The sequence below is a fragment of the Pirellulaceae bacterium genome, from assembly GCA_029243025.1.
Taxonomy (GTDB): Bacteria; Planctomycetota; Planctomycetia; order Pirellulales; family Pirellulaceae.
This window is the reverse complement of sequence record JAQWSU010000033.1, coordinates 45186-60319: the sequence shown is the minus strand read 5'-3', so window position 1 is coordinate 60319 and position 15134 is coordinate 45186. Positions and strand designations below refer to the sequence as shown.

At 51.8% G+C, this 15134-nt stretch carries 11 protein-coding genes; 6 read left to right on the top strand and 5 right to left on the bottom strand.

All coding sequences use genetic code 11. The features are described 5' to 3' along the window. The first annotated feature begins 197 nt into the window (after positions 1-197). The 3 genes from P8N76_15565 to P8N76_15555 all read left to right on the top strand — a co-directional run bounded on the left by P8N76_15565 (position 198) and on the right by P8N76_15555 (position 3888). Positions 198-1520, top strand: coding sequence for an amidohydrolase family protein (locus P8N76_15565; GenBank protein ID MDG2383085.1), 1323 nt, complete (start codon positions 198-200; stop codon positions 1518-1520). Next, positions 1517-2737, top strand: coding sequence for an amidohydrolase family protein (locus P8N76_15560; GenBank protein MDG2383084.1), 1221 nt, complete (start codon positions 1517-1519; stop codon positions 2735-2737). Before P8N76_15565 ends, P8N76_15560 begins: the two co-directional genes overlap by 4 nt. Positions 2738-2805: 68 nt before the next feature. Further along, positions 2806-3888: a DUF1559 domain-containing protein gene (locus P8N76_15555; protein ID MDG2383083.1), complete on the top strand. Its 1083-nt coding sequence runs from the start codon at positions 2806-2808 to the stop codon at positions 3886-3888. Positions 3889-3979: 91 nt separating this feature from the next. Here the strand turns inward: P8N76_15555 and P8N76_15550 are convergent, their stop codons facing one another. From P8N76_15550 to P8N76_15530, 5 genes are all read right to left on the bottom strand, one after another. Further along, positions 3980-4273 carry a linear amide C-N hydrolase gene (locus tag P8N76_15550; GenBank protein ID MDG2383082.1) on the bottom strand — a complete coding sequence of 98 codons (294 nt, stop codon included), beginning with the start codon at positions 4271-4273 and terminating at the stop codon, positions 3980-3982. Between the two features lie 52 nt (positions 4274-4325). Further along, the gene (locus P8N76_15545) at positions 4326-4670 is read right to left on the bottom strand and encodes a linear amide C-N hydrolase (GenBank protein ID MDG2383081.1); all 345 of its coding nucleotides are present in this window, start codon (positions 4668-4670) and stop codon (positions 4326-4328) included. 615 nt (positions 4671-5285) lie between these two features. Next, positions 5286-6017, bottom strand: a complete 732-nt coding sequence (locus tag P8N76_15540) for a class I SAM-dependent methyltransferase (GenBank protein MDG2383080.1) — start codon at positions 6015-6017, stop codon at positions 5286-5288. 268 nt (positions 6018-6285) lie between these two features. Further along, positions 6286-7527, bottom strand: coding sequence for a glycosyltransferase family 4 protein (locus tag P8N76_15535; GenBank protein MDG2383079.1), 1242 nt, complete (start codon positions 7525-7527; stop codon positions 6286-6288). A gap of 492 nt (positions 7528-8019) precedes the next feature. After that, positions 8020-9231: a nucleoside monophosphate kinase gene (locus tag P8N76_15530; protein ID MDG2383078.1), complete on the bottom strand. Its 1212-nt coding sequence runs from the start codon at positions 9229-9231 to the stop codon at positions 8020-8022. Between the two features lie 340 nt (positions 9232-9571). Here P8N76_15530 and P8N76_15525 point away from each other — a divergent pair, with 340 nt between their 5' ends. From P8N76_15525 to P8N76_15515, 3 genes are all read left to right on the top strand, one after another. After that, positions 9572-9775, top strand: a complete 204-nt coding sequence (locus P8N76_15525) for a PEP-CTERM sorting domain-containing protein (protein ID MDG2383077.1) — start codon at positions 9572-9574, stop codon at positions 9773-9775. A gap of 274 nt (positions 9776-10049) precedes the next feature. Then, the gene (locus tag P8N76_15520) at positions 10050-13712 is read left to right on the top strand and encodes an FG-GAP-like repeat-containing protein (protein ID MDG2383076.1); all 3663 of its coding nucleotides are present in this window, start codon (positions 10050-10052) and stop codon (positions 13710-13712) included. 194 nt (positions 13713-13906) lie between these two features. After that, on the top strand, positions 13907-15016 hold the full coding sequence (locus P8N76_15515; GenBank protein MDG2383075.1) for a PEP-CTERM sorting domain-containing protein: 1110 nt from the start codon (positions 13907-13909) through the stop codon (positions 15014-15016). Positions 15017-15134 lie beyond the last annotated feature (118 nt).

The following is a 15134-nucleotide window of genomic DNA, read 5'->3' as shown; positions in this document are numbered from 1 at the left end:
ACTTGCCTTGTGACTCAATGCATTAATTAATGGGAATGCCAGATATTCTGCAATGTTTACGCCGAGTGGCGGAACGCATCCGGACAGAATGAAAGTAGGCTCGAATTGAACGCTCCCGTCCGATGTTTTGAATGTCAATCCACCCGCTCCTGTCTCGAATCGAAAGAGATGGGAGATCTTTTTGTACGGAGTATTTGATGAAGATATTTTGCTTTCTTGGCGTCTTGCTGATCGCTCTATCCGCCGAGAGCGCGGAGCACCCGAAAGCCTTTCTTGGTGCCCGGATCATTCCCATTGAAGGTGAGCCGATCGAATGCGGTACCCTTTTGATCGATGGCGACACAATCCTGGCTGTCGGCCCTCAAGACGCCGTAGAGTTGCCGGAGGAAACGGAACAAATCGATGCGACCGGCAAGGTGATTATGCCGGGTCTGATTTGCACACACAGCCATATCGGTGGCCCGTACGCTGCCGACGGTAGTGGCCCCATTCAACCCGGTGTTCGGGTGCTCGATTCGCTTAACGTGCGAGATTCAGGCTTTAAACGCGCCTTGGCAGGGGGGCTGACCAGTTTAAACATCATGCCAGGTTCCGGTCATCTGAGCAGTGGACAGACGGTTTACGTCAAGTTGCGGTTTGGGGGGAAGGGACCAACAAGAATCGAGGATCTTCTTTACCGAGATGAGGCGAATCGGCCGCTTGGCGGTCTCAAGATGGCCAATGGCACCAACTCGATGCGGGACGCTCCTTTTCCTGGGTCTCGCGGGAAGTCCGCATTCCTCGTACGGGAACAGTACATCAAAGCACGCGAATACCATCGGAAAATCATCGATGCTAAGGAGGATCCGGGGGAAATGCCTCCTCGTGATTTGCATCTAGAATCCTTGATTGAAGCAATGCAAGGCAAAAGAATCGTTCACCATCACACGCATCGCCATGATGACATTATCACCGTGCTCAGGCTCTCACGTGAATTTGGTTTTCGAGTTGTCCTGCATCACGTTAGCGAAGGCTGGAAAGTGGCGGATGAAATCGCAGCCGCTAACGTCCCCTGTTCGATGATCATGATTGATTCACCCGGAGGTAAGTTGGAGGCTCGGTATCTCAAATTTGAAACGGGAAGAATCTTGGAAGAGGCTGGGGTGCGAACGGCCTTCCACACAGATGATCCGATTTTGGACTCCCGATATTTTTTGCGAAGCGCAGCGCTGGCCGTGCGAGCGGGTATGTCACGAAAGGCAGCGTTGGCGGGGGTAACCCTTGCAGGTGCCGAAATGTTGGATCTACAGGACCGAATTGGCACGCTCGCACCCGGCAAAGATGCCGACTTCATGCTGTTGGATGGTGACCCCTTGAGCATCTATTCCAAAGTTCAGGAGACGTGGGTGGAGGGAGTTCGGGTTTTCGACCGATCGGATCCCCAAGACCGTCTCTATGCCGTGGGAGGATACGGTGCGGGACACGACCAAACTCCCTATTTCTGTTGCTTTGATCAGGCTAATCAAGGATCTGGGAAATGAAAATACTGCTTCATGTAATCTGCCTGATAGCCTCGTATAGCGTAGTCAGTGCGACGCAAGCGCAGGTTGCAATTCAAGGTGAAACAATCTACACGTCATCCGGCGCACCCATCCTCGATGGAATGATCATCATTCAAAAGGGGAAAATATCAACAATCGGCAAAGCCGCTGAAGTCAATGTTCCGGAAGGCTACCCAATTCTTACCGCCAAAGTGGTCACGCCGGGACTAATCGACGCCCACAGTACCGTGGGATTATCGGGGATTCTCAATTACAAACATGATCAAGATCAATTGGAACATTCGACACCGATTCAACCGGAATTGCGAGCGATTGATGCCTACAATGCTCACGAAGAGCTGATCGCTTGGGTGAGAAGCTTCGGCGTCACCACCATCCATACCGGACACGCACCCGGTGAATTAATTTCGGGGCAAACGTTTGTGGCGAAGACGACTGGAAATACCGTGGATGATGCAATGTTGACGGAATCCACGGCGGTCGCGGTGACCTTGACAGGCAACGCCAGAAAAGCGGGTGGCAAATCGCCAGGCACGCGGGGCAAGATGATTGCCATGTTGCGAGCCGAACTGATTAAAGCACAGGAATATGCCCAACAACAAAGTGGTCGGGGAGAAAAAGAAGAAACACCTCCACGCGATTTGCGACGCGAGGCGTTGGCGAAAGTACTTTCGCAGGAATTGCCATTGTTGGTGACCGCCCACAAAGCGCAAGATATTAACAATGCATTGCGACTGGCCAAGGAATTTGATTTGCGTTTGTGGTTGGATGGAGCAGCGGAGTCCTATTTGCTCATTGAGGAAATCAAGGCAGCCGGCACGCCGGTGATTATTCATCCGACCATGGTGAGACCTAATGGAGAACTGGAAAATTTCAGTTTCGAAACAGCCGCCAAGCTTGTGGATGCGGGGATTTCCGTGTCCATGCAAGCTGGATACGAAGCCTACGTACCAAAAACTCGCGTGGTTTTGTTCGAGGCGGCGATGGCGGCGGCAAATGGGTTGTCGTTTCAACAAGCCTTGGATTCAATCACCATTGTCCCCGCAAAATTGCTTGGTATTGATAAGCGAGTTGGGTCACTCGAAATTGGTAAAGACGGGGATGTCTCGCTATTTGACGGCGACCCATTCGAATACGATTCCCACTGTGTTGGTGTTGTCATCGATGGACAGATTGTGAGTCAAACGAAGCGTTAACTGAAGAGAAATCAGAAATTTATTAAGCATCGCAGAAAATACTTCGATTACGAGATAGAGGTTCGATTATGTTTACACCCACGAGTTCTGGGGAGACGCAAGAGTTCAGCAGCCAGGTTGATTCCCCATTCGCCCCGACAACCGATAAGGTACGTCAACAGGCATTCACACTCATTGAACTGCTCGTTGTGATTGCGATTATTAGCATTCTGATTATGTTGTTGCTCCCTGCGGTCAACTCTGCGAGAGAAGCCGCCAGAAGAGTTCAATGCAAAAACAATATTCGGCAACTCGCTTTGGGTGTCTTGAACTACGAGTCTGCCAGACGTTCGTTACCTCCCAGCGCCGTCGTGAACGTGGAAGCGACGGAAACGGGTAACAATGTTTCGTGGGGCGTCCATGGACGTATCTTGCCTTATTTGGAGGAAGCGAATCTCTACCGACTTGTTGACTTGGAGTCGGCCTGGGATTTCCAAGGGGCGATCGATTCGCTGCGGATTCCGAGTTATCAATGTCCGTCGGATCCGGGGGCAGATCGATTGCGAGATCCTGGCAAAGGCAAAGTCCGTCTTTTCCCAACGAGTTACGGCTTCAATTTCGGCACCTGGTTCGTCTACGACCCAAAAACTGGTAAAAGTGGCAATGGGCCGTTTTATCCCAACAGCCGCCTTCGCCTGGCGAAAGTGCGTGATGGTACGAGCAAAACGATGATGACGGCCGAAGTAAAGGCCTGGCAGCCATATTTACGAAACGGTGGACCTTCCTCGACAGAGATCCCAATAAATGCGGAAGAAGCGGCCCAGATCGCCGCAAGCGGTGCCCAATTCAAATCGACGGGACATACTGAATGGCCAGACGGTCGCGTTCACCACACGGGTTTCACCGCGACGCTGACCCCAAATTCATTCGTCCGTTATGACGACGGTGAAAAGATCCTCGATGTCGACTTCAACTCTTGGCAGGAAGGAAAAAACGGGCGAAACGGATCGCCCTCGTACGCCATTGTCACGTCACGGAGCCACCACGTTGGACTTGTTCAAGTTGCGATGCTCGACGGCGCCGTTCGGACAGTTACCGACGATGTTGAACTTGATGTATGGCGAGCAGCAGCCACAATCCGAGGTCGCGAGCAGGTAAGTTTTTCGGATTGAACGAAACATCTTGGCGGAGGTCAGCAACCAAACGTTGCTTGTTGCCGCTGCCTCGTACCGTGGTCGTCGTATTGGCGCCGACGATGCCACGCTACTTTCTCACCTCGGAGGTGCGGTCCCGCACGAGAAACGAATTGTCCATGGACAAAGTAAACGGAGCTTTCAGCCCTTTTACCGCCGCACGTACTCGGACGCACTCGACGGCTTGTCCCAAGTACGTTTTGTAATAGTAGACCGCATTTCGTGTGTCACTCGCAGATGTCCAAATAGTGTCGTCGGTAAGGTCTGGATTTTCGGATTCACGCACGACGCCCTTGGGAATGTCGAAGCTGTTTAAAATATGAAAAGCTTTGAACACCGTGTCGTCGGCTGTCTTGCTGGGCAAAGAGCCATTCGCAAAGGCGACGGCACGAACAAAACGTGACGGAGAGGAGTAGTCACCAGGTTAGGCTAAATAGGCCTGTTCCCTGGCCAAAGGGACGGAGGGTTTGACGAGCGACCGTCACCAAATCTCGATTGATGGGACGCAGGCCCACGTAATTCCGCAGGTTCGTAATCTGCCAGTCGTAAGTTGGGTTGTTAGCGATAGCATTGACTGTGTTTTCATGGATGGTAAGCCCCGATTCAGTGTACTCAATGACAATCGACCCGCCTGAGGAATCGAAAACGGCGTGATGCAAGGGGGCGACGCCCTGAATTTCTTGATATAAGTGCCCATAACTTCGATTTGCCGAAGTGAGTTTTTTACTTCTTCGACGGTCGCGAATTGAGAAAGGATCCAATTGCCTAGCTCATCACTCGAGACGGCACGGTCTCGGTTGTCAGCGTTTACTTTTCCCAAGACTGCCGCACCCGTAAAATAAAAGCCGCCGAAGTAAAGCCCTTTCTCACTGATGCCGTCGATCACGATCGGCCTGTCGAAACAGTTGGCGCCGGCAAAACCCTACTTAGCTTCATACGTGAAACCGCTTTCTTTTTCATCGAGGCGAGCGTCGCAATCTGGGTTCCCGCTGGAACCAAGGCAAGTTTCGAACGAATGTCGAAACCAAATTCCATCGTCTGAGCGGCTACTGTAACCTCATCCGCACTCTTCAGGACGATCCCGGTACAGGCCTTAGCCGGAGGAGGGCAGGGTGAGTAGAGCGAAAATAATGAGTGTTGTAAGTTGGTCGGATGACTTTTTCATTTGGGCGGCGTCTCTTGCGTGGTGAGCATTGCAAAATCCGTTTTGTTTCATGAACTACGCAAGAGTAGTAAGCGATGCCAAAAGCACAGCCCCTCAAGTCGGCAACGTGTAAAGGTCGCTTTTTGGAAATCCTCGTCCGGGCTTCGGAACGAATCTTGACAACTACTCAGGATTGATGGCCGATCGTTGAACTACGGTGAACCAACGGGTTCTATGACGGTGGTCCGATCTTCCGCACGTGAAAAATCATGACAATGCGAAACGACTCGAAGATCGGTGATAGATTGACGAAACGTTCATAGGCAAGGCCACAGAAATAGGTTGCCGCGGTCAGCCGCATGTACTCTGGCCTTCCCTCGATAATATCAATTTTTACAACATCGAATCCCGAGGCTTTTGCCGTTTTTGCAACCTTGCCTTTGCCATTGCAGGGATAGGTTGTCGGGAAAGTATCTTCCTCTTCGCGGCCACGCAGTTTGTTGTAGAACGCGTGGAACCAGTGAGGGGTAAATCGGGCTACGGTCGGCATGTAATGAAACAGGTTGGGTGTTTTCGCGACGAAGATACCGCCCGGCGTGAGAACCCGATTCACTTCTGCGAAAAAGGCATTTGGATCTCGGATATGCTCGATGACCGAATTACTGACCACTACGTTGAAAGACTCGTCCGGGTAGGGGATCAGATAGTCGGGAGCCTCCTGGACCTTTGCGTCGTGCAGGTGCGGATTGGTCAAAACGGCCGGGTCGGGGTCCACACCCGCAACAAATGCACAATGATCCTTGTAGTTGGTTTGAGGAAGAGCGCCGCGTCCCGCCCCCAAGTCGAGAAGTCGACTCTCGGGTGTGAGCACTTTGAGCATGCAGTCGCGTAATAACTTCTCGTCCCACTTGGACTCGTAGTCGGAATAAAAAGTGCGATCGATCCAGCGGACAAGCGAGCTCATAGTGACAACAGTTAGCGACTCGAGAAAAGAGGTTTCTTGATACAAACATTATGGGTTTTGCACTGGGCGTTCGCCAGACCACGTGCGTTGGTACGGCCATTCGACCAACAGGCAATCCAAGAAACTCAGGCAGAATTGAGCCAAGCTAGGACTTTACTCTTTCGCCAGCGCCGCACAATGGTAGCACAGGCCGAATGGAGGAGCAATTGTTGGGTGACCAACCGTCTTGATCGTCGCAACGTGAGGGTTTGCTCTCGTCCAACCGTTTTTATCGATTCTTTCCAGGTCTCAATATGTCTTCGACAATTTCCAAGTACTCACGAGACAGATTGTCCCAATTAAAGTGCTCACGCACATAAGATTCACCGGCTGCAGCGTATTGTTTGAGTCGAGCGGGATCGTCCAAAAGTTGCTCCAGAATGTCGGCCAACTGTTCGGCATTATCTGGTTCAAAGCAAACACCAGCACCTGCCCGCTCAACAAGTTCCGCGGCCAAGCCCTCCACGCCCAACAGAATCGGTTTTGCCATTGCCATCGCCTCAAAAATCTTCGAAGGAATGACAGTTTGGAAGAGTTCACGTCGTTGTAGATGCGCAAGACAAACGTCGGAAATGGAGAGAAAAGCCGGGACGCGATTTTTATTTTGGCGCCCCGTAAAGATGACATTCTTCAGGCCCATGTGGCCGACCATTTGTTTTAGCTCGTCGCCAATCGCTCCGTCACCAACCAACATGAACACAATATCGTTTCGGTTCCGTTGGTGGAGGATTTGGGCTGCTTTGGGCACAATTTGCAGGCCCGAGCTGAGGCCAAGGGTCCCGATGGAAGCACAAACGAATTTGTCGTGTAATCCATATTCCTGGCGTACTGCCTCATCGGGCGGCAACGGACGAAAGAATTCTGTATCTGCGCCGTTGGTCACAATAGAGATTTTGTTGGCCGGTACATTGCGTTCCAGCAGCTTTTGTCGGTAACCCTTTCCTACGGTCACGATGTGTGTGGCGGCCGCGTACATCCATTTTTCTAGGAGCTCCAAAATCCCTAGCACAAACCGATTTCTCATGGCGCCCACGGCGGAAATCGACTCGGGCCAAATGTCCCGAATTTCGAGGATCAGGGGACGCCATTTCAGCCAACTTACGACCACCCCAGCCCAGCCGCAAAAAAACTGTGGCGAGGTGGCGATAATCACATCAGGTCGGCGTCGCCACAACGAATAAATGATCGCACTTAGCATGAAAGAGATGAAACTGGTCGTGCGGTGAAAGACTCCTTTGTTGGCGGCCAAGTAGGTCCAAACACGACAAACCTCGATCCCCTCAATCTCTTCACGCTGAAAAAGCCGATTTTCATAGCCTGAATAGGGGATGCCGGTTGGGCTATTTGGTGTGCATGTCACAACGGTGACTTGATGGCCTTGGGACACCCAGCGCCGGCAGTTTTCAAGAGTTCGCGATGCGGGGGCATTTCCTTCAGGGGGGAAATAATGAGTAAAAAACAAAACTCGCATCAGGAACTTTCTAAACTGTAAGTCGGCCTTCTCATTACCTTTGCGCTGCGAAGATCGTCGGTGCCAAAAGCTGCGTTTACGCTGTTGAGAGAATGACACAAATTAGAGCAAATGACAACCTTACTCAAAGGAGTTCTCTGGACGTTTCTTCGGCTCTTTCCGCCAGATTGAACCACCTAAACTCAGAGCCCTGCTGCTGACGTCACGTCAGGTTGTGCATAAAAGGGAATCGTGACGAGGTATTCGACGCTCGACATGACAAGTGTCGCTGCAGCCCCCATGTCAAAATCTCTAGAATGAAGTCAGACCAATCGGCGGATTCGAACGCTCAACAAGTGGGTCCGATTGGGAGAAACCGGGACACGTCGGTTTCCGCGAGTTCGAGACTGTAATCAACCGTGGCATGGCGCGACAGCTTTGGGCGATCTTCCGATCGGAGGTCGGACACGTCGAGTCTTGGGCTGTGGATTTCGAAACCCACGCCCCCCCGAATCAGGCCCCACCACGGCGAATTTCTGAACCGGCAAAACGAATTTGGAATCGGTAGACCTTTTTACTGGAACAGGTGATCCTTCCTGTCTGCAGATCCAGGTGTTCTGGGACTTCATCGTAATTGACATTTGCCACAGCGCGATATCCTCGTTCTGCGAAAATGTCGATAACCATCGTCAACGCGAGAGGATTTTGCAGCAGATTGTCTTCTGAGTTTACGATCGCCATGCCTGGTATGGCGTGGCGTTTCACGATCGGCATAAATCGATCTTCGATGAGTTGTATAACGCGGTGAAACAGTTTTCGATTCTCAAGCTCATAACCATCCATGCGCTTGACAAGTTCTTGTCTCGCATGCATTACCAGATCTGAGGCTAGGGGAAGTCGCCGGACCGCATCATAGGTACGCGGGTCGAGCTCTAACGTCGATTGATAATCAAGTTCCTTGCGGATATTCCGCTCAACGTCTTCAATCGTGCCTTGAGCATTCACGAAGTGATAGTGATAAACGGCACGCAGCGACTGTAATGCTTCCCATGTCTTTTCTTTGAAGACTCGATAGCGTTGACGGGCTGCGTCTGGGCTTTGATCGGTGGCCCGCTCCTCTCGCAGTGGAAGACCTTCTCCGTCAGCTCTCAAATTCCATTTGGCGACCTCTCGTCCGCGTTTCAGCTGACGTTCCACGCTGGTTTGTTCGTCAACGAACAAGACCATGACGTGAATCGTTGGTTTGCGAAAGTTGATCGCCAAAGTCGTATCATAATATTCTCGGTAGAGCTGATTCATCTTCTGAACCAACAGTTTCAAACATTCGACTTGAACTCTCGTCCGTGGAAAACCATCGAGAACGCAACCGTCACGGTAATCTTCGTCTAAGAGTTGCTTGAACACGAGTCGAACGACCTCTCGATCACCGACCATTCCCCCCGTTTCTTTGATCTGCTTCGCCTCCGGACTGTTTAGCAGGGAACTCACCACGATCGGCTCGCAGGTCAGATCACGCGCTTTCATAATGAAACCGGTATTCGTGCCTTTTCCCGCTCCAGGAGCTCCTCCGAGCAGAATCAGTTCTTTCGAAAATCGCAGATTTTCGTGGCCGAATTCGGTCTCAAGTTCATTCCAGACACTGGCGAAAATCACCTGTGCATCCTTTACTTCTAGCTTCTCGCTCGATTGCGGAGTTGCTTGAAGTTTCTTGTTGTCGTCGTCCATCACGAGCCCCGGTTTATTCCGCAAAGAATCTTAGACGTTCTACACCCACCGCAAACGCTCCCAATCGTCTACCGCCTCCGAAAGAGGTCGTCTCGGCCTCACCTGCCTTGAGTTGATCCGAAATAAGGCTCTGGGCGGTGAATTTAGCCGTGAATTTAAAAGTCCAGATGTTTTAGCCTTGAATTCGATTATTCGGAATACGAAATCCGGTCCAAGCGACGATCTGCTGCATTCAGGAGCGGATACTCCTCGATCTTAGCCGTTGCGCGGAGGCAAAGTCGGTTGATAAGCTCTTTGAATATAGGGACCGGAAAGCCCCGGCTTCCCCAGGCTTCGCAGATTGACATTGAATTCCGTTTACGTTGAATTTGTGGCCGAAGACAATTTCTTTGTAGCTCCTGGCGATGGCAGTGCCGGAGGGGCGCCGGGTGGCGATCGTGTTGGTTTGGGTGAAATTGCTTTCCAGGTGGTACCCGAACCGAGTTCCGTCTTGTTGTTGATCACGGCGGTCGTCGGCTTACTTGGTTTGCGTCGCCGTAAATAAGAATCTAGCGAAAAGAGGTGAGTATTCAGGGCAAGCCAGGAAACGGCTTGCCCTTTTTTATTCATTCGCCAAGCTAATTCTCCTTTCCACGGGGATCGACGGGACTTTCTCCCCGGAATCAATTCAGCGGTTACAATGGGTGCTGATCCGTCGTTCGTCGCCCGTTTTGGCTCGCGTCCTGCCTGCTGTTTTCGTTATGAATTCAATTCATTCGGTTCTGCCTGACTTCTATAGGTCTGGGACGATCACGCCTAGCACCTTTCGGGTGGCATGGGTGTCACTGGTATTGTTGGCATTTGGATGTCAGCGTGAATCTAGCCCCGCACCCGATCCCCTCACCTCTGCCAGCCGCCTCATGACGCCTGCTGCATCGGCACCCCAAAAGCTGATGGAAAGTTTGGATGCGGCGTCCTTAGGAATCGATTTTCGCCATGAGTGGAAACCAAGCAGTCGCTATGAGCAATTGTTATTGAAAACCGGTTTTACAGGCGGCGGTGTTTGCATGGGTGACTATGACGGTGATGGCCTGACTGACGTCTTGCTGACACGTCCGCATGGTGGCTTGCAGTTGTACCGAAACTTGGGTGATTTTAAATTCGAAAACAGTACGCAATCAGCAGGTCTATCTTGTGAGGATCACTGGACCACTGGAGCTGCTTGGGTGGATTTAAATCAGGACCATCGTTTGGATTTGGTAGTTTGCAGCTATCAGTCACCTAACCTCGTATTTCTTAATGAAGGATCGGGGAAGTTTCGCGAAGTTGCAAAACAAATCGGTCTCGATTTTCGCGGAGCGAGCGTGAAAATGGCTTGGGCTGATTTCGACAATGACGGCGATCTGGATGGATATCTCACGACAAATCGCATCGAGCCTAAAACAGAGAAAGAGGTCAAGTATTTGGGCAGACGTGGTAATTACCGTGTGGCGCCCGACTATCTTGAGGAGGTGGGTGTCCTCACGCTTCCAACTGGTGAGCAGAAGTTTTTCAAGGCAGGCCAAGCGGACCATCTGTTTAAGAATTTGTTGAAGGAGACAGGGGCGTTGCGTTTTGCCGACGTCTCCCGATCGGCGAAGCTTGCCGGATACTATCACGGCTTGGATGTCACTTGGTGGGACGCAAACAGCGACGGCTGGCCCGATTTGTATGTGGCCAATGATTTTACTGACCCCGATCGGTTCTATTTAAATAACGGGGATGGCACCTTTACTGACAACACGCAGTCGGCGTTGCCAAGCACCCCTTGGTTTACCATGGGAGCAGCCTTTGCTGATATCAATCGTGATGGCCGCTTGGACTTGCTCGCGACTGATATGGCGGGTACATCGCATTACCGGCAAAAAATGTCGATGGGGAACATGGATGCCCTTGCATGGTTCCTGGATTGGACCGAGCCGCGTCAGCACATGCGAAATGCGCTCTTTTTGAACACCGGGACAAATCGCTTTCTCGAGATCGCCCAAGCGGCAGGGCTGGCAAATTCTGATTGGACTTGGTCGGTGAAACTGGCCGACTTGGACAATGATGGGTTTGAAGATGCCTTCATGACCAACGGCTTCACACGGGATTATCTCGATAGTGATTTTAATTTAAGGCTCAAACAATCAGGAAGAAAAGATCCTCTTGCTTGGTACAAAGCGCCGATCCTGAAAGAAAAGAATCTCGCGTTCCGCAATCAATCCAGCGAGCGAGATCAAGTCAAATTCAAGAACGTTTCCAAAGAGTGGGGTGTTGATTTATTGGGGATCAGTTTTGGAGCGGCTTTTGGAGACTTGGACAACGATGGCGACCTTGATCTGATTGTGAATAATTTCGACGCGATGCCTTCCGTCTATCGTAATGGGTCACCCGCGTCGGCAAATCGCTTGAAACTAGCTCTTCGAGGTCGTCAAAGTAATTCCCAAGGATATGGTGCAGTCATCCGGTGCGGTCGACAGATGCGATGGTTCAATCCCCACAACGGATACATGTCGTCCAACGACCCTTACGTCTATTTCGGACTTGGTGCGCAAGAGGTCGTTCCCGAAATCACCATCCAATGGCCGAGCGGATCGGTGCAGACGCTTACCGATGTTGCCGCCAATCAGTTGATTACCGTGGTCGAAGAGGATTCTCCCCAAGGCGAACCCCTTGCTAGGAACGATCAAGCGGATGCATTTTCTGAACAGAGTGATACCTTGGCAAAAGCTCAACACGTCGAGCGTCCCTTTGATGATTATGTCCAGCAACCGCTGCTACCCAACAAACTCTCCCAGTTGGGGCCTGGAATGGCCTGGGCGGACGTGAATGGTGACGACCTTGTCGATCTGTTCTTGGGTGGAGCAGCCGGGCAGTCGGGACAATTGCTGCTTGCTGATGGGGCAGGCGGCTTTACGGCGCCCGACACACGCATCTTTGCGGCGGATGCGGCCGCTGAAGATATGGGGTGCCTATTCATCGATGTCGATGCGGATGGTGACCGAGACCTCTTTGTGGTCAGCGGAGGTGTTGAGGCGGGCCAGCAAGACGAACGGTTAAGGGATCGGCTTTATCTCAACCAAGGGCTGGCCGCTGACAACACGGTCGTCTGGAAATTGGCGAACGACCGTTTGCCAGACCTACGTGAGAGTGGTGGGCCTGTCACTGCGAATGACTTTGACCGTGACGGTGATCTGGACTTATTCGTTGGTAGTCGCGTGTTGCCCGGGCAATATCCTTTGAGCTCTCCCAGCCGACTGCTCGTCAATCATCAGGGGAAATTTCAAGACGAAACACAGCAACGGTGTGCCGACTTACTCGAGGCTGGAATGGTTACCTCGGCTCTTTGGTGTGACGTGAATTCAGATGGTTGGTGTGACTTGATCACAGCGAGCGAATACGGCCCGATACAGTTGTACTTAAACCAGCAGGGGACGCTCCAAGATCATAGCCAGGAGGCTGGCTTGGCCAACTTACTGGGCTGGTGGAACGGCTTGGCCGTCTCTGACGTTGACGCGGATGGTGACCTGGATCTAATTGCCAGCAATTTCGGACATAACACGAAGTACCACCCCTCGCCAGATCATCCCCAAATGATCTTCTTTCATGACTTTGATGGAAGCGGTAAAACACGGATCGTAGAGGCCAAGTCCACGGATTCGGCACTTCTGCCAATTCGCGGTCGTAGCTGTTCGAGTAATGCCATGCCGGTTCTTCGCGAGCGGTTCGACTCCTACCATAGCTTCGCGAGTGCGACGCTTGAGGACATTTATTCACAAACGAACCTTGATGACGCACTCCAATTGAAGGTGACAGTGCTGGCGAGTTGCCTTTTGTTGAATGACGGCGATGGTCATTTCGAAACGCGTTCACTTCCTCCAATGGCCCAAACTGCGCCGGCGTTTGGCGCCGTATTCCTGGAAACCGGGAAGTCCTATCCCAGTTTGTTTGTTGCTCAAAACTTCTACAGTCCCCAACGAGAAACGGGACGTATGAATGGTGCCGTTGGAACACTTCTGGAATTTCAATCAACCGAGGGATACACGAGCGTCTGGCCTGATCAGAGCGGAATTGTGATTCCAGAGGACGCTAAGGCCGCGGCAGCAGTCGATATCAATCACGATGGTTGGCAAGATCTGGTCGTGACCCTCAATGACGGTTCACCCCGCTGTTTTGCACAATCGCCGCCCAGCTCAAAGTCACCCTATGTGCTTCAATTACTTGGACCTCGCGGCAATGAAGATGGTATCGGAGCGCATGTCACTGCGATCTACGAGGACGGCGCGCTCGCCATGCGGGTTGTCGGAGCGGGCGAAGGCTATCTCACACAACTTCCATCGCGACTCTATTGGAGCCAACGTCCGAGCCAAGTTCAAATTTGCTGGCCGGATGGAAGGCGATCGACCCATCCCGTTTCTGCTCATGAATCGCACTACCAGCGGCTAGCCCATCCGATGTTAAACGCTGATGTTGTCGATTAGCGGAAAGCGATGGAACGCAAGAATGCCAGGCGTTTTCTCGTTTCAGATACTTTACACCGCCAGGCTGCCCGCCGACGCAAATCCCTTTTTGATCGTTTTTGATGGCCGTCTTCACTTTGCGAATTGACAAATCAAGAAAAACCGGCAAAGTAGGGAGTTATCCAGAAATAATCCCCCCCCCAAGGAGTTTGCCAGTGATACGTCACCTAACGATGTTTTGTGTTTTATGTGCTTTCTGCACGTCGCAGGCCTTCGCTGACGAATTTTACGAGTTCCCAGACGAATTCGAGTCTGTCGAAGTTTTCTATCCCGATGATATTGGCGGCGAGTACTGGCCGGCATCTAATCTCATCCAAGGCCCCGGTTATGGTTTTGAAGAAGAAGAGCCCTATGACAAAATCGGCTCGGGCGCCGAAGGGAATTGGGTCACGACGGCAGATTGTGGTTATCCAGCCGACTACATTGATTGCGTAGGGATGCCCGTAATTCAACTCGATTTAGGTGCTGACGTCCTACTTGATGAGATTAGCACTTGGGGCTACGAAGACGGAAACACAAATGGGACGCGAGAATTCGAGTTACTGTTCGCCACCAGCGCCGAAGGCACTGGTGGTTTTGGCTCGGGTATTACCTACAACCCATCGTTCCTCGTCGAAGAGTTCGACGAATTCCTGGCGATTGAGCGCCGTAGCTTTGAATTCGATCAACAAGTGACGGCTCGCTATGTCCAAATGACGGTCACGGACAACTACTTCGATGATCCAGGCGACGGATCCGGCGAAAACGGATGGGGCCCAGGTGGTGATCGTGTCGGATTAGGTGAAATCGCATTCCGGATTCCCGATGGTCCGGTTGGAAAAGTGGGCGACTACAATAGCAACGGTTTCTTGGATGAAGGTGATCTCGACTTACAGGCCTCTGTAGGCATCGTGAATCAGGACCTGAGCTACGACGCCAATAAAGACGGTGTTGTAAACACAGCCGACCGAGTTGTTTGGGTAAATGATTTTAAGAACACCTGGATGGGCGATGCCAATTTGGATGGTCTTTTCAACAGTTCGGACTTGGTCACCGTATTTTCGTTTGCAAAATACGAAACGGGTGAAGCCGCAACTTGGAAGCAAGGCGATTGGGATGGCGACCAAACGTTTGACTCGGGTGATTTGGTCACAGCGTTTGGTAACGCGGGCTATAACGCCGGAGAGCGACCAGGCGGGCCCAATCCGGCCGTCGCTATTCCCGAACCGTCCTCCTTGGTGCTTTTGCTGATCGGCCTGATTGCCCTGACGCGAAATCGCAAATAACGACAGGGCGACTTGGTTGACCTCAATGGTTGCGAGACAAAGCCTTCTTTCCGGTTCTGGGAAGAAGGCTTTTTATCTTTCAAGCCTGTTTCCACGCCCAGAAAGCATCGGTCGGAAT